The sequence below is a fragment of the Vibrio sp. J383 genome, from assembly GCF_023503985.1.
In the GTDB taxonomy this organism is placed as follows: Bacteria; Pseudomonadota; Gammaproteobacteria; order Enterobacterales; family Vibrionaceae; genus Vibrio; species Vibrio splendidus.
The window spans coordinates 666210-682457 of the sequence record NZ_CP097293.1 but is presented as its reverse complement, the minus strand read 5'-3'; the positions used below and the strand labels follow the sequence as shown (position 1 = coordinate 682457).

The 16248-nt window shown below is 43.4% G+C and carries 18 protein-coding genes; 8 read left to right on the top strand and 10 right to left on the bottom strand.

Annotated features, from left to right (window positions below; genetic code table 11):
- Window positions 1-44: 44 nt before the first annotated feature.
- Complete coding sequence (locus M4S28_RS03155; RefSeq protein WP_249632301.1) at window positions 45-590, bottom strand: DUF924 family protein; 546 nt, start codon at window positions 588-590, stop codon at window positions 45-47.
- A 58-nt stretch (window positions 591-648) separates the two neighbouring features.
- On the bottom strand, window positions 649-1503 hold the full coding sequence (gene djlA, locus M4S28_RS03150) for a co-chaperone DjlA (protein ID WP_102495647.1): 855 nt from the start codon (window positions 1501-1503) through the stop codon (window positions 649-651).
- 149 nt (window positions 1504-1652) lie between these two features.
- Between djlA and lptD the strand changes: the two genes are divergently transcribed.
- The 6 genes from lptD (at window position 1653) to apaH (ending at window position 8415) form a co-directional block, all read left to right on the top strand.
- Window positions 1653-3989, top strand: a complete 2337-nt coding sequence (lptD, locus tag M4S28_RS03145; protein WP_249632300.1) for an LPS assembly protein LptD — start codon at window positions 1653-1655, stop codon at window positions 3987-3989.
- A gap of 43 nt (window positions 3990-4032) precedes the next feature.
- A complete protein-coding gene (gene surA, locus M4S28_RS03140; protein ID WP_249632299.1) occupies window positions 4033-5328 on the top strand; it encodes a peptidylprolyl isomerase SurA in 1296 nt (431 codons plus the stop codon).
- A complete protein-coding gene (pdxA, locus tag M4S28_RS03135) occupies window positions 5318-6307 on the top strand; it encodes a 4-hydroxythreonine-4-phosphate dehydrogenase PdxA (protein WP_029222219.1) in 990 nt (329 codons plus the stop codon). Before surA ends, pdxA begins: the two co-directional genes overlap by 11 nt.
- Complete coding sequence (gene rsmA / locus M4S28_RS03130; protein WP_004735898.1) at window positions 6304-7119, top strand: 16S rRNA (adenine(1518)-N(6)/adenine(1519)-N(6))-dimethyltransferase RsmA; 816 nt, start codon at window positions 6304-6306, stop codon at window positions 7117-7119. The genes pdxA and rsmA overlap by 4 nt, the downstream gene beginning before the upstream one ends.
- Before the next feature lie 82 nt (window positions 7120-7201).
- Complete coding sequence (gene apaG / locus M4S28_RS03125) at window positions 7202-7582, top strand: Co2+/Mg2+ efflux facilitator ApaG/CorD (RefSeq protein ID WP_004735899.1); 381 nt, start codon at window positions 7202-7204, stop codon at window positions 7580-7582.
- A 29-nt stretch (window positions 7583-7611) separates the two neighbouring features.
- The gene (gene apaH / locus M4S28_RS03120; protein WP_249632298.1) at window positions 7612-8415 is read left to right on the top strand and encodes a bis(5'-nucleosyl)-tetraphosphatase (symmetrical) ApaH; all 804 of its coding nucleotides are present in this window, start codon (window positions 7612-7614) and stop codon (window positions 8413-8415) included.
- Between the two features lie 122 nt (window positions 8416-8537).
- Here apaH and folA read toward each other — a convergent pair whose 3' ends face one another.
- The 6 genes from folA to rplU all read right to left on the bottom strand — a co-directional run bounded on the left by folA (window position 8538) and on the right by rplU (window position 12552).
- Complete coding sequence (gene folA, locus M4S28_RS03115; RefSeq protein WP_009847829.1) at window positions 8538-9017, bottom strand: type 3 dihydrofolate reductase; 480 nt, start codon at window positions 9015-9017, stop codon at window positions 8538-8540.
- Between the two features lie 40 nt (window positions 9018-9057).
- Window positions 9058-9531, bottom strand: a complete 474-nt coding sequence (locus M4S28_RS03110; protein WP_009847830.1) for a threonine/serine exporter family protein — start codon at window positions 9529-9531, stop codon at window positions 9058-9060.
- The gene (locus M4S28_RS03105; RefSeq protein ID WP_004735903.1) at window positions 9531-10298 is read right to left on the bottom strand and encodes a threonine/serine exporter family protein; all 768 of its coding nucleotides are present in this window, start codon (window positions 10296-10298) and stop codon (window positions 9531-9533) included. Before M4S28_RS03105 ends, M4S28_RS03110 begins: the two co-directional genes overlap by 1 nt.
- Before the next feature lie 169 nt (window positions 10299-10467).
- Complete coding sequence (gene cgtA / locus M4S28_RS03100; RefSeq protein WP_009847831.1) at window positions 10468-11640, bottom strand: Obg family GTPase CgtA; 1173 nt, start codon at window positions 11638-11640, stop codon at window positions 10468-10470.
- 323 nt (window positions 11641-11963) lie between these two features.
- Window positions 11964-12221 (bottom strand): 50S ribosomal protein L27, encoded by a 258-nt coding sequence (gene rpmA, locus M4S28_RS03095; RefSeq protein ID WP_004735905.1) that lies wholly within the window; start codon window positions 12219-12221, stop codon window positions 11964-11966.
- A gap of 19 nt (window positions 12222-12240) precedes the next feature.
- A complete protein-coding gene (gene rplU, locus M4S28_RS03090; RefSeq protein WP_004740823.1) occupies window positions 12241-12552 on the bottom strand; it encodes a 50S ribosomal protein L21 in 312 nt (103 codons plus the stop codon).
- Between the two features lie 268 nt (window positions 12553-12820).
- Between rplU and ispB the strand changes: the two genes are divergently transcribed.
- The gene (gene ispB / locus M4S28_RS03085) at window positions 12821-13792 is read left to right on the top strand and encodes an octaprenyl diphosphate synthase (protein WP_249632297.1); all 972 of its coding nucleotides are present in this window, start codon (window positions 12821-12823) and stop codon (window positions 13790-13792) included.
- Between the two features lie 96 nt (window positions 13793-13888).
- On the opposite strand, the gene M4S28_RS03080 is transcribed toward ispB, so the two are convergent.
- Window positions 13889-14080 (bottom strand): hypothetical protein, encoded by a 192-nt coding sequence (locus M4S28_RS03080; RefSeq protein WP_249632296.1) that lies wholly within the window; start codon window positions 14078-14080, stop codon window positions 13889-13891.
- A 128-nt stretch (window positions 14081-14208) separates the two neighbouring features.
- Complete coding sequence (mdh, locus tag M4S28_RS03075) at window positions 14209-15144, bottom strand: malate dehydrogenase (RefSeq protein WP_004735908.1); 936 nt, start codon at window positions 15142-15144, stop codon at window positions 14209-14211.
- A gap of 332 nt (window positions 15145-15476) precedes the next feature.
- On the opposite strand from mdh, the gene argR reads away from it, so the two are divergent.
- Window positions 15477-15947: a transcriptional regulator ArgR gene (argR, locus tag M4S28_RS03070; protein WP_004735909.1), complete on the top strand. Its 471-nt coding sequence runs from the start codon at window positions 15477-15479 to the stop codon at window positions 15945-15947.
- Window positions 15948-16248 lie beyond the last annotated feature (301 nt).

The window sequence follows — 16248 nt, the reverse complement described above, 5'->3', positions numbered from 1 at the left end:
TTAACCGCTAGCCTCTTCTCAATTCTTTGACCGTATTTCTACGATTAAAAGCTTGAGCCCGGTTGCTGTAAGAATTCAATTTCTTCGGGAGTCGAAGCTCGCCCTAACACTTCATTACGGTGCGGATAGCGACCAAACCGCTCAATGATAACCTTGTGCTTAAACTCAAAATCCAGATTATGTGCTAATCCCGTTTGAGAAAAGAGTTCCACAGCTTGTTCATGAACCAACAAAGATTCACTGTGCATGTAAGGCATATACAGGAAACTTTTCTGTTGCTCGTTAAGCTGGTGGTCAAAACCACCCGCTACCGCTTCTTGCGCTAAAACCAACGCCATAGGATCAGCCCAAAATGCTACTGGACTGTTTCGACCCATATTTCGAGAAAACTGATCAAGCACGATAATTTCAGCCAAGCGCCCTTGTGCATTTTGTCGCCATTCAAATAGCTCACCTTGGATAGCGGCTTTGTGCAGTTTAGCAAAACGAGACTCAATCAAAGTATCGATCTCTTCACCGCCAGTAAACCAGTCTTTTGGCGTCAGTTCATCGAACCAAAACTCTAGAACATCCTGATACGTTACCGTCATATAATTCCCTTTAATAAAAAACCGAATCATTTAATATCATGACTCGGTCTATGTTCAATTACTTAAAACCTTTTACTTTCTTTATCAGATCATAAGCATTCTGAATTTCTTGCGATTTCTCTTTCGCAACATTCATCATCTCAGGAGGTAAGCCCTTCGCCATCAGTTTATCTGGGTGATGCTCATTCATCAGCTTGCGGTAAGCTTTCTTCACCTCTTTACCGTCGGCACTTTCACTCACACCGAGAACTTTAAACGCATCGGCCAGTTGGTTTTGTTGCGAAGCTTGTTGCCAACCCGATGATTGCCCATGGCCTTGATGGCCACCAAAGCTTCCACCTTGCTGTTGAAAACGAAATGCTGCTTCTTGCATCTGCAAGCGGCGCTCTAGCTGTTCTGCAGAAAATCCAAGACCTTGCGCTATCTTATGCAGAACCTGACGTTCACTCGGGTGCAAGCTTCCATCAGCAAATGCTGCGGACACTTGTAGCTCAAGAAAAAACTGCAGAAGATCAAAACGACCACCCGATGAGATTTTCACACGCTCAAGCACATCGCTTAACGGGAAGTCACTATCTTTGCCGTCACGGAAAGCATCTTGAGCCGCTTTACGTTGTTCGCCATGCAGGTTCATACGTTCCATCATTGTAGAAGCGAGCTGAATCTCTTCTGGCGTGACCTGGCCTTTGGCTTTAGCAACATGTCCCATAACCGCAAAAGCCGCTTTAAAGAACTCGTTTTGCCTTTCTGCTTGGCTTGGTCCACGGCCAAAACCAGAACTGTTGAACCCCGATTGGTTTAAACGTCGAGCCTTATCAAATTGATGCCCCAAAAACAGGCCAAAAAATAAACCGGGGATATGCCCAAATAAAAAGCCAAAAAAAGCGCCCAAAATTTTGCCAAATATTTGCATTATGTGTTCTCTATCTATGAATTTTATCTGAGTAACGCTGTCTGATGATGCTGAATGCTAATATTTCCTTTATCATAAGGAAAATGCTTTATTAATTGGATTGATACTAGATCAACCCTTCATCTAGTGACACAGGATAGTTCAACTTCATGCAATCTTTTTCCCGCACCTTGTTAGCCGCGTCTATAAGTACGGCATTATACGTGTCGACAACTCAAGCTGAAACAATCACCGATAGTAGTGTGCAGGAAATGCCCTCTATAGATCAATGCTTGATCGAGCCCGCTGCAGAAAACGAGACACAGCTACCCGCTCATGTTGAGTCAGATCGCTTAGAAGCTATCAATGGTGACAAGGCAATATATTCGGGTGACGTAAGAGTTACGCAAGGGAACAAGACCATCCTTGCCGATAATGTGACCCTACACCAACAAGAAAATATCGTTGTAGCTGAAGGCAACGTAAACTTTAGTGATGGTCAAATCAAATCAGTGTCAGACAGAGCAACCAACAATCTGACTACCGATGAAATGACGCTAGAAAATACTGACTACGAATTTCTTTGCGAACCAGGCCGAGGAAATGCTGTATATGTATCGAAGACAGGTAAAGCGGTTTATGAGATCGAAGATGGTTCGATCACCTCTTGCCCTATTGGCGACAATGCTTGGCGCCTAAGAGCATCAAGCATCAGTGTCGACCAAGACGAAGAACAAGCCACCTTTTATAATCCACGTTTTGAAATCCAAAGTATTCCCGTCTTTTACCTGCCCTACTTAACGGTACCTGTCGGCGACACACGTAAAACAGGTTTCTTGTACCCAACTGTTTCATACGGTTCAAGTGATGGCTTTGAAGCTGAAATCCCTGTTTACTGGAACTTAGCGCCAAACTACGATTTGGAAACTACCTTCAAGTACATGCAAGAGCGTGGTACACAACTTAACAGTAAATTCCGTTACTTGAGCGACTTCGGTTCGGGCAGCATCAAGTCTGAATATTTACCAGACGACAAAAAATACGAAGAGAAAGGCGACCGTTGGGGTGCACAACTAGAACACTCAGGTATATTCCAAGAGTCGTGGTTATTTGAAATAGATTACTCAAAAGTCAGTGACATCGATTACTTTACCGACGTTAGCTCAAGCAGCATTGGTAACCGTGAAGATGGCCAGTTACTTCAAGAAGGTCGAGCAACCTATCGTTCTCAAAACTGGGATGCATCAGTACTTGTCCGTGATTTCCAAGTCCTTACTACGAGCAACAATCTACCTTATCGCCTAATGCCGCAACTTGAGTATAACTATTATGCTCCTGAAGTGATGGAATATTTAGACTTTGACATGATCAGCCATGTCTCAATGTTTGATACCGACGCAAGTGGCAAACCCTCTGCGAATCGTATTCATGTAGAGCCTGGAATTACAATCCCCGTAGGCAATACATGGGGAACATGGACAACAGAAGCTCGCTTACTTGGTACATATTACCAACAAGATCTTGATGGCGTTGATACAGGGACGGGCTCTGATTATGAAGGCTTAGAAGAATCAGTAAGTCGAGTGATCCCTGAATTTAGAAGCCATGCAGGTATCGTGCTAGAACGCGACACCACTATTGTTGATAACTATACACAAACACTCGAACCGCAGGTGCAGTACCTTTACGTACCAGAACAAGATCAAAGTGACATTGGCCTTTACGATACGACACTGCTACAAACCGACTACTATGGTCTTTTTAGAAGCCGTAAATACAGTGGCGTGGATCGCATAGCAGCCGCAAACCAAGTGAGTTACGGCGCATCCTCTCGCTTCTTTGATGACGAATACAAAGAACGCCTAAATATATCATTTGGTCAAATATTCTATTTTGATAAAGATACAAAGCAAACCCTGAGCAGTGAAGGATCAGATGCTAAAACTAATTATTCTTCTTGGGCTATTGAAATGGACTTCAACTACGATGACTACCTGTTCTACCATGGTGGCGTACAATACGACATCGACACTTCGGCTATGCAGCTAGCAAACAGTACTATTGAATACCGTTTTGGTGGTGGTTACATACAAACCAATTATCGCTACGTTACAGAAGAATACATAAATGAAACGGTTGATTTTGACGTATCATCAATAACAAGAGATGGCATCTCTCAAGCAGGCTTACTTGGCGCTTACCAAATTTCACCGAAATGGAATACCAGTGCTCAATATTTCTATGATTTGACTACACAAGAAAACCTCGAGTGGTTAGCTCGGTTAAACTACAGATCGGATTGTTGGTACATCGGCTTTACCTATAGTAACCGTTTGACAAATAACATTAGTGACCCAAACACTACGCCTGAATATGAAAATAACTTCAGTGTGAACTTCGGTATTGTTGGCTTTGGTACCAATATCGGCTCTGACTCCGGCGCTATTGGTGAAAGCAGCTCTGACAACTCTCTAAGCTATGGTCGACCATTCTTCTTAAATAACTAATTTTCTTTACTGATAAAACATCAGTAAATTTAAAGGATTACACATGACATTGTGGAAACGCACATTAATTGCCATCGCAGCAGCTTGCACTGTATCAGTAAGCTACGCAGCGCCGGTCGAGCTAGACAGCGTAAAAGTTATCGTTAACGAAGGCGTGATCTTACAAAGCGACATCGATGCTTCAATGAAGACGCTGCGCGCAAATGCTAAGAAAAGCGGCCAAACACTACCATCGCAAGACGTTCTCAATGAGCAAGTGCTTGAAAAGCTGATCATCGATACCATTCAAACACAAGAAGCAGAGCGTATTGGCGTTCGTATTGATGATGCTCGACTTGATCAAGCAATCGAAGGCATCGCGAAAGACAACAGCCAGACTGTAGAACAATTAACAGCATCGGTTGCTGAAGAAGGCCTTAGTTACAATGCATTTCGCGAACAAGTAAGAAAAGAGATTGCGGCAAGTGAAGCGCGTAACGCCTTAGTGCGTCGTCGTATCAACATTCTTCCAGCTGAAGTCGATAACCTTGCGGATATCTTGGCGCAAGAGACTAACGCGACCGTTCAATACAAAATCGGACACATCCAACTTCGCTTTAATGATGACCAAACCAAAGAAGAGCTAGAAGCTCAAGCTAAAGAAGTGGTTGAGGAACTTAACTCAGGCAAAGATTTCAGCACCATGGCTTATACTTATTCAAAAGGCCCTAAAGCGCTACAAGGTGGTGACTGGGGGTGGATGCGTAAAGAAGAGATGCCTACCATTTTTGCAGACCAAATCAAAATGCAGAATAAAGGCAGCATCATCGGTCCTTTCCGAAGCGGCGTTGGTTTCCATATTCTGAAAATTGAAGATGTGAAAGGCTTGGAAACGGTAGCGGTGACGGAAGTTAATGCTCGTCATATCCTAATTAAACCGACCGTCATCTTAAGTGACGACGGTGCCAAGGAGCAACTTGAAGAAATCACGCGTCGTGTAAACGCGGGTGAAGCGAGCTTTGGTGAACTTGCGCAGCAATACAGCCAAGATCCAGGCTCTGCAGTGCAAGATGGTGAACTAGGCTACCAAACACCGGATTTGTATGTACCTGAATTTAAGCACCAAGTAGAAACGCTACCTGAAGGTAAGATCAGCGCACCATTTAAAACCGTGCATGGCTGGCACATTGTTGAAGTGCTAGACCGTCGAGAAGTAGACCGTACCGATTCAGCTTTGAAAAACAAAGCTTACCAAATTCTATTTAACCGTAAGTTCAACGAAGAAGCTGGTGCTTGGCTGCAAGAAGTAAGAGCAAGTGCCTTTGTTGAAATGGTTGAGGATGACCAAGATGACAACTAAACGCCTTGTCATTACGGCAGGTGAACCAGCGGGAATTGGGCCAGATTTGACCCTCGCCTTATCCCAAGAAAGCTGGCCACATCAGCTCGTAGTTTGTGCCGATAAAACCCTACTAGCAGAGCGAGCTGAAATGTTAGGGATCGAGGTTGAGCTGTTGGATTACGATTCAACTGCGCCCAAGCAACCTCAACGCTCCGGAACACTAGTTGTGAAACACGTTCCACTGGCTGAAACTGCCGTAGCTGGCCAACTCAATGAGGCTAACGGTCATTACGTATTAAATACTTTAGAAACCGCAGCAATTGGCTGTATGAATGATGAATTTGATGCTATTGTCACCGGCCCTGTTCACAAGGGTGTAATTAACCGAGCTGGCGTTGCTTTTAGCGGCCATACCGAGTTCTTTGCAGAGAAGTCCAATACACCGCTCGTGGTGATGATGTTGGCAACAGAAGGGCTGCGTGTTGCGCTAGTAACAACGCACATCCCACTAGCTTATGTATCTCAAGCAGTGACCGAAGACAGATTAGAGCAAATTATTGCAATTCTGAATAAAGACTTGGTTGAAAAATTTGCTATTGAGAAACCAACTATCTACGTATGTGGGTTGAATCCACATGCTGGTGAAGATGGTTGTTTGGGTCGTGAAGAAATAGAAACCATCACCCCTACGCTAGAAAAAATTCGCCAAAAAGATGGTATTAATTTAGTTGGCCCATTGCCAGCAGACACCATCTTTAATGAAAAATATTTGCAAGATGCAGATGCTGTTTTAGGTATGTATCACGACCAAGTACTCCCGGTATTGAAATACAAAGGGTTTGGTCGCTCAGTGAACATCACGCTTGGCTTACCGTTTATTCGCACATCAGTCGACCACGGTACCGCCTTAGACTTGGCAGGGAAAGGCCAAGCCGATACAGGGAGCTTTAGAACAGCGCTCACGCACGCCATTGAATTAGTAGAGAAAAAGCAATGAGAAATGATGTCCACTTAGGGCACAAAGCGCGTAAACGTTTTGGTCAAAACTTCCTTAACGATCCATACATTATTGATGGCATCGTATCGAGCATTAACCCACTACCAGGTCAAAACTTGGTAGAGATCGGTCCTGGTCTAGGCGCAATTACTGAGCCAGTGGGTAAGCTTGTCGATAAATTTACAGTTATCGAATTAGATAGAGACCTGGCTGAACGTCTTCGCAACCATCCCGATCTGGCTGATAAGCTAACGATCTATGAAGGCGATGCAATGAAGTTCGATTTCGAACAACTTGTTAAGCCAAACAACAAGCTACGTATCTTCGGTAACTTGCCATACAACATTTCTACACCATTGATGTTCCACCTTTTTGAGTTCCATAAAGACGTGCAAGACATGCACTTTATGCTTCAAAAAGAAGTGGTTAACCGATTAGCGGCCGGCCCAGGTACTAAAGCTTACGGTCGTCTTACGGTAATGGCTCAATACTACTGTAAAGTAACACCTGTGCTAGAAGTGCCACCAACGGCCTTCGTTCCGCCACCGAAGGTAGACTCTGCAGTTGTACGCCTTCAACCATATGAAGTGTTGCCTTACCCGGCAAAAGACCTGAAATGGTTGGACCGAGTATGTCGTGAAGGCTTTAACCAGCGTCGTAAAACGGTTCGTAACTGCTACAAGAGTCTAATCGACAAGGAAGTACTTGAAGAGTTGGGTGTTAATCCAGGCATGCGCCCTGAGAATTTAACGCTCGAGCAGTTTGTCGACATGGCAAACTGGTTGTACGACACTCACAGCGCTGACAAATAATTCTAAAAGGCTTCTACACTTCGGTGAGGAGCCTGTTTTTTATGTAATACTTTAAAGTATACCAACAACAAAAGGTGCGAATATGGATATATCTACGCCTTGTATCAAATGTCAGGTTCACTCTAAATACATAGAGGAACAATCTGAACCAACGAAGAACCGCTACGTCTTCGCCTACATTATTACCATCAAAAACCTCAGCAAAACAACGGTTCAACTCATGTCTCGCCGCTGGCTAATTACCGACTCCAACGGCAAACAACTCACCATAGAAGGTGATGGCGTGGTTGGCCAGCAACCCGTGATTGAAGCCAACGACGAATACACTTACACCAGTGGTACCGTCATCGAAACTCCTGTGGGTGTTATGCAAGGTCATTATGTGATGACTGATAACAAAGGCATCGACTTCATAACTGAAGTGGATCCATTTAGACTCGCGATCCCTAATATTCTTAATTAGCCGTACATCTGTATCTACAGGAAATTATTGTGTCAAATTATATTGTCGGAGACATCCAAGGGTGCTTCGACGAACTTCAATTACTGCTTAAAACCGTCAATTTTGATAAGCAGCAAGATACCTTATGGGTTGCTGGTGATTTAGTCGCCCGTGGTCCTAAATCATTGGAGACGCTACGCTTTATTCGTAGCCTAGGTAACGCTGCTAAGGTTGTGTTAGGCAACCATGACTTACATCTACTTGCCGTTTCCTTAGGGCTATTTCCAGCTAAAGCAAAAGACAAGACTCAACCCATTCTTGATGCAGAAGACCGAGAACAGCTGCTCGAATGGTTAAGACAACAGCCTTTAATTCAAGAACATCCAGAGTTCGTGATGTCTCATGCTGGCATCTCACCTCAATGGGATCTAGAGCGAGCGCGTATTGAAAGTCTGGAAATAGCTGATTTATTAAAATCCGAGCAGTGGCAATGGCTTATCGAAAAAATGTACAGCAACACGCCTGACTCATGGCGTCAAAATTTAGAAGGGATTGAGCGCTATCGCTATGCGATCAACAGCCTTACTAGAATGCGATTCTGTTTTACTGATAGTCGTCTCGATATGGCCTGTAAACTTCCACCAAACGAAATTACAATTGAGCCGCTAGTGCCTTGGTTTGACCTACCACAACGTATAAAGCTGGATAAAACAGTTATTTTTGGACACTGGGCTGCGCTAGAAGGTTACTCAGGAAAAGATGTGATTGGACTTGATACTGGGTGTGTGTGGGGGGGAGACTTGACGATACTTCGCTGGGAAGACAAACAGTTTTTCACTCAAAAAGCGCTATAGAAATACGAGATACGAGATACGAGATACGAGATACGAGATACGAGATACGAGATACGAGAAGCTTGCGCTAGCTGGGCACAGTAACGCAAGCATTTTCAGAGCCTAACTCTTAATAACCACCGTTAACGCTCGAGAACCACAAACTCCATATTGTGCTTGTTTTTCTCATCCGCTTGATAAGTATCATTAAAGCTCTGCTTCCAACCTTCTCCCCAGTCTGGGAATTGAGTATCACCATCCACATCAAAATCGATATAAGTCAGGTATAACTTGTTCGCTTTTGGTAAGCAGCTTTCATAGATTGAACCACCACCGATGATCATCACTTCATCAACATCACTAACCAGCTCTAGTGCTTTTTCAATCGAAGTTACCGTCGTTACGCCTCCGATTTCTAAACTCTCGTCGCGGCTGATTACAACGTTCAGCCTCCCCGGTAAAGGACGTCCAATTGAATCGTAAGTCTTACGTCCCATCACGACAGGTTTGCCCATAGTTGAACGTTTAAACCATGCGAAATCTGCAGGTAAATGCCAAGGCATCTGATTGTCTTTACCAATTACACGGTTGTTTGCCATTGCCGCTATCATGCTGATGATCATAAATCGAAAGTCCTGTCCTTACTTGAAAATGAAGTTGAAGCTAGACGATAGGTCTACGACGGTAGAATAACAGCCCTGGCACTGCTAAGCCAACCGCAAGCCCTGCGATAATGAACATCGATTTCAAAAAGTTCTCCATCAACAATGCCAATAGTTCTGGGTTGTATCCTGCTCGGTTAATCTCAACCATGGCAATCATCGCCTTAAAGGCAAACACACCAGGAACCATGGGAATCAAGGCTGCAACCGTAAATACTTTCGGGTGTGCTAACAATTTATGCGACCAATGCACCCCTATCATGCCTACCAATGTAGCAGCAAAGAACGTCGCCCATTCAATGGGAATGCCGAAATGCATCATTAAGTAACGGCTACCGTGGCCAATGGATCCTCCGAGAGCACAATAGATCAACGCTCGTTGCGGCACGTTAAACACCAATGCAAAACCAACCGCAGGAATCGCAGCAAAAAACATGTCGTTGAGTAACCCAACAAAAAGTTCAAAAATAGTCATTAGTTCACCCACCCCCATACGTCAGATAGGCTCATCGCTGCGACAATACCTAAGCTTGTAGCCAACGTTAATAAACTAGCCATGGTGAAGCGTGCGAGACCCATATTTATATGGCCTTTAAGCATATCTGCTACGGAGTTAATCAAAGGAAAACCGGGCACTAGCATCAATACTGACGAAGCCATCACGATAGTGGGTTGACCACCAATATTATAGAGCACTGCCTGAGCTGAAATGGTGGTGGTGACAAAAGCGGTAATAGCGAAATTTAATAACGGATTGAAATGGCGATGACCGATCTCTTGTCTCACAATCATACCGCAAGCCGAAGCTATAAACGTCATCATAAAGACATGCCAATCTCCACCAGCAAGACGGCTAAAAGAAGCACACGATAGCCCTATCATTACGACAACTAACCAACGGTTGTAGCGTTCAGGACTGATCCCTTGGATCTTCTTATAAGCTAAATCATAATCAAGAATCCCTTTCTCCATCATGATACACACGCGTTGAATCTCGGTTATCACCTGCATATTAATGCCACGATCAGCACAACTTCGAGTCGTCGTTATGCAATGATCATCCATTACTGTTGTCACAACCAACGCATTGGCTGACAGTGCAACTTCAACCTCATTCACCCCACAAGCAATACCGATACGGCGCATTATGTCACCGACCAATGTGCTCTCGGCGCCATGAGCTAATAACATTTGTCCTGATTGAGCGACTAACCTTGAGATCGCTCTTTGTTTTGATGCCATGATTTCCTTCCCATAGGCGTTAATTATCTAAAGATAAATTTTGCATAAAAAACAGCAAGACGTCATGATTTAGATACAAAAAAACCGCAATTTTCATTGCGGTTTAATAAAACTATCAGCGTATCTTAGAAAAAGCGACCAAAGTGCTTATAAGAAACTACGAGGATTATTAATCACGAACATAGATAACATGACCGTCATCTTCTTCGTCATCCCAATCATCCCAGTCGTCGTCATCTTCAGTAACGACATTCTTACCGGCCATCGCATCTTTATGGTAGTCATCCCACATAAAGTTAACTTTTTCTTCTTCTTCAATTGCTTCAACTTCACGAGGTAGGTTCTCCATGAACTCACCCAGTTTAAAGCAAAGATCTTTGGTACCGATCTTGTTTACAGCAGAGATCTTGAAGTACTCGCCTTCCCAACCCAAAGCTTCGACGATTTCTTGAATCTTTTCGTCAGCTTCTTCTTCAGGCATTAGGTCAACTTTATTGAACACTAACCAACGAGGTTTCTGTGCAACTTTCTCACTGTATTGCTCAAGCTCATCGATGATCGTCAGTGCATTCTGAATAGGATCAGAACCATCGATCGGCAAAATATCGATCATATGCAGAAGAACGCGACAACGCTCAAGGTGCTTCAAGAAACGAATACCAAGACCAGCGCCATCAGCTGCGCCTTCGATCAAGCCAGGGATATCGGCAACGACGAAACTCTTCTCAGGGACAACACTTACCACACCTAAGCTAGGAATTAGCGTCGTAAACGGGTAATCAGCCACTTTTGGTTTTGCAGCAGATACTGAGCGAATAAACGTAGATTTACCAGCGTTTGGCAAGCCAAGCATACCAACATCCGCGAGCAGAAGAAGCTCTAAACGTAGTTCGCGAACTTCACCTTTAGTACCCATTGTCTTTTGACGAGGAGCACGGTTAACAGACGACTTAAAACGCGTGTTACCAAGACCGTGCCAACCACCTTTACCAACCATGACTTTCTTGCCATGCTCAGCAACTTCAGCAACGATTTCATTGGTGTGGATATCAACAGCGCGAGTACCTACTGGTACTTTCATTGTCATATCTTTACCACGTTTACCAGTACAGTTACCACCGCGGCCATTTTCGCCACGCTCAGCATTGTAAAAACGTTGGAAACGGTAATCGATCAGTGTGTTTAAGTTTTCATCCGCTTGAATGTAAACATCACCACCATCACCGCCATCACCGCCGTCAGGACCACCTTTAGCGACGAATTTTTCGCGCCAAAAGCTTACTGTACCATTACCGCCATCACCGGCTTCTATTTTTACTGATGCTTCATCAACGAATTTCATTTTTTAACTCCGCACTTACGTTGCGTTACCACTCATCAAGGAGTGATATAAATTCTAGCAGATCCGTGTTTAGATCGATCACCTAAGATCTAGATCGATCTGCAACCAAGGAACAAATAAGGAGAGGTTCTTTGCTTTCTGTTTCTTAAAAAACAAACGGGTTCTTGAAACTAAACGGTTTCTCAAACACCAAACTGCTTCTCAAAACTAAAGCCAGAGCGTCTACTTTTTTATTCTCGCTATAAATAAAAAACCCTGCCGAATCGGCAGGGCTTTTGAATTCAGCTTGAAAGCTAGTATAAATAATCTAATAAAAGATTAAATTACTCAGCTTCGATGCTTACAAACTTACGGTTTTTAGGACCTTTTACTGCAAATTTCACTTTACCTTCAGTAAGAGCGAAAAGAGTATGGTCTTTACCGATGCCAACGTTTGTGCCAGCGTGGAACTTAGTACCACGTTGACGAACGATGATGTTACCTGCAAGAACAGATTCACCACCAAAACGCTTAACACCAAGACGTTTGCTTTCTGAATCGCGGCCGTTATTAGTAGAACCGCCAGCTTTTTTATGTGCCATTGTTAAACTCTCCTAATACTTAAGCGTTAATGCCAGTGATTTTCACTTCTGTGAACCACTGACGGTGACCAGCTTGCTTACGCGAGTGCTTACGACGACGGAACTTAACGATTTTTACTTTATCGCCACGACCGTGTTGTACTACTTCTGCAGTAACTTTGCCACCTTCAACAAGAGGTGCACCAACAGCGATTTCTTCGCCGTTAGCAACAAGAAGAACTTTATCAAATTCTACAGTTGCACCAGTTTCAACGTCTAATTTCTCTAAACGAAGTGTTTGACCTTCGCTTACTCGGTGTTGTTTGCCACCAGATTGGAAAACAGCGTACATATTTTACTCCGCTTTTTCCGCACAGCCTATGGTTGTTAATTCTACAACTCGGGTGTGCGCTAAACTAATCAATAGGGCGCAGATTCTACGGGAATCATGCCGCTATGACAAGCCATATTTTTAAAATATTGGCGAAAACATGTTCGCCAAAGAAAAGTGCGGCAATGATGCCTTTAAGTGATGTATTAATCAACGTTTTTTAGTGTATTATTCAACAATTAAATACAACGTATAAGCCTTACAGGGTCTAACTTCAGCCGGATGAACAATGGATTTTAAAGCTATCCAAACGCTTACTGCCAATGATATGGCAAAAGTGAATGAAACAATTCAAGCCCAACTTAATTCTGACGTAAGTTTAATCAACCAGCTTGGTTTTTATATCGTTAGCGGTGGTGGCAAACGCCTACGTCCTTTGCTTGCTCTTTTATCTGCTCGTGCACTTGGTTATCAAGGTGAAGCTCATATCACCTCTGCAGCTTTTATCGAGTTTATTCACACAGCTACCCTTCTCCATGATGATGTCGTCGACGAGTCGGACATGAGACGCGGTAAAGCGACAGCCAACGCAGCTTTTGGTAATGCCGCTAGCGTTTTGGTGGGTGACTTTATCTACACTCGCTCGTTCCAGATGATGACAACGCTAGGATCCTTAAAGATCCTTGAGTTAATGAGTGAAGCCGTTAACGTGATTGCCGAGGGTGAGGTTCAACAATTAATGAACTGTAATAACCCAGACACCACAGAAGAAAGTTACATGCAGGTCATCTACTCGAAGACCGCTCGCTTGTTTGAAGCTGCAACGCAAATCGGTGCAATTCTTAGCGAATCATCACCTGAAATCGAAACGGCTATGCAAAACTACGGTAAATACCTAGGCACTGCATTCCAATTGATTGATGATGTGATGGATTACACTGCTGATGGTAAAGAGATGGGTAAGAACGTTGGTGACGATCTAGCCGAAGGCAAACCAACACTGCCTCTACTTTACGCAATGCACAATGGTTCTCCTGAACAAACCAGCATGATTCGAGAAGCGATTGAAAAAGCCAACGGTATGGAGCGTCTCGACGACATTATGGTTGTTATGAAAGAGACAGGCTCTTTAGAGTACACAACAAATAAAGCCTACGAAGAAGCAGATAAAGCGATTGCTGAACTTTCTGTACTTCCTGATTCAGAATATAAGCAGGCTTTAACCACGCTCGCACACTTAGCAGTTAAACGCAGCAAGTAAGCAGGTTAATAGACAACTCGCTTCTAGCTTCTATATAAATAACAAAAAAGAGCCGGTTGGCTCTTTTTTTGATCCTATTAGATATAACTCCGGGTTTCAATATCGACTCGATTCTAATGATAAAGGTAATTGCGCTTCGATCTCTTCAAGTTCTTCCAATGGAGCCGCATATTGCTTATGACTATTGTAAGACTCAAATAAAGCGAACTGCTCTTGCTCATCGATAACCAATATCTTGCCCAAGCGACCTAGATAGTTAACATTCATTCCTTTTTGTACTCTAGTCATCGTTCAATACCCTAATTCTTCGTGGTTAGAAAAGTATTACGAGCGGGTTGAATGCAAGGATCAAAAAAGCCGATCATAATGATCGGCTCTTATTAACTATCTTTTAGCTGAGTTAAATGGTGTCCCGCTTATTTAGCGAATTCAACACCAATCTCAATATCGCCATTTAGCGTTTCTAGCATGCTGTCTAGTGCGTTGCGTTCGAAGTCGCTCAGTTCACCGTAGCTAAGGATCGCTTCTGCGCCCTCTTTGCCAAGTTTAACTGGCTGTGCAAAGAACGGTGCGTGCTCGCCTTCACCTTCAACGTATGCACATTCAATTACGTTCTCTTCGCCTTGAAGCGCTTTCACTAGAGCAAGACCGAAGCGACAAGCCGCTTGACCCATAGATAGTGTTGCACTGCCGCCGCCAGCTTTAGCTTCTACTACTTCAGTACCCGCATTTTGGATACGAGTTGTTAGCGCTGCGATTTCTTCATCAGTAAACTCTACGCCTTCAACTTGAGAAAGTAGAGGAAGGATCGTTACACCTGAGTGACCGCCGATAACAGGAACACGGATGTCGCTTGGATCTTTATCTTTCAGCTCAGCAACAAACGTTTCAGAACGAATAACATCAAGAGTAGTAATACCGAATAAACGACGCTTGTCGTAAACGCCCGCTTTCTTAAGTACTTCAGCAGCGATTGGCACTGTTGTGTTTACTGGGTTAGTGATAATACCAACACAAGCAGTAGGACAAGTAACTGCGATTTTCTCTGCAAGAGACTTAACAATGCCAGCGTTCACATTGAAAAGATCCGCACGATCCATACCAGGCTTACGAGCAACACCCGCAGAAATAAGTACAACATCCGCACCTTCTAGTGCTGGTGTTGGATCTTCACCCGCGTAACCTTTGATCGAAACAGGTGTTGGGATATGGCTAAGATCGGCAGCGACACCCGGTGTTACCGGAGCGATGTCGTAAAGTGCAAGATCTGAACCAGCAGGTAGGCGGTTCTTTAGTAGTAGGGCTAGGGCTTGACCGATGCCACCAGCGGCACCAATAACAGCTACTTTCATTGTTATTCTCCTTGAGAGATTTCTCTTATAAATTCTTGGTAGGGTAGTTCTTGAGCTAAATTATGGTTAAAAAAATATATTAATCACAAAGTGATTACAATCAATTAACGCCAGCTTTGCGACTTCGCGCAAGTCAATAAAACCGTGCTACACAGCAAGTTCGCATTATGGCGATAATCGACTGAAATCACAAAATAAGTCGATACTAATAACACATTATTCTATTAAATTTTTACAGTGATATGACTAACAAATTGCCGTGATATTTTAGCTAAAATTGAATATGTATGCGAGAATATGCAAACATCTTTGTTAATGAATAAGAATGACATATGCGCAATACAGAAAAACAAGACAACTTAGTTCGTGCTTTTAAATCATTACTAAAAGAAGAACGTTTTGGTTCGCAAGGCGAGATTGTCGATGCCCTCAAACATGAAGGTTTTGAAAGTATCAACCAATCTAAAGTTTCGCGTATGTTAACTAAGTTTGGTGCAGTTCGAACTCGTAATGCAAAAATGGAGATGGTTTACTGTCTTCCTGCTGAACTTGGTGTTCCGACAGTTTCTAGCTCTCTGAGAGAATTAGTATTAGATATCGACCACAACAATGCATTGGTGGTGATACACACCGGCCCAGGTGCGGCGCAGCTTATTGCTCGTTTATTGGACTCATTAGGTAAGTCGGAAGGTATACTAGGTGTCGTTGCAGGCGATGATACTATCTTCATCACGCCAACCTTGTCAGTTACCACGAAGCAATTGTTTGATTCTGTGTGCGAACTGTTTGAATACGCAGGATAATTGGTCACAGTTTCATAACCATAAACCTGATTAATGGATCACGAACACCGATTCGCTTCGTGATCCAAATCACATCCTAGAATATCTATCTCCCTCTCCTCAAACACCACTAAACCATTGATTTTAAAAAACTCAGTAGCAAATCAAACACAAGATCCAACCGTCATTTGTTAGATTTTTTAGCTATATCTTTTAACATTTGAGTAATTTTCTGCCAATTTTTGATATTATTCAGCCACTTTTTCATCACATGGATTGAAAAAGGTGCCGTTTCCAAATAGGAAACTCCAGAAACGACTAC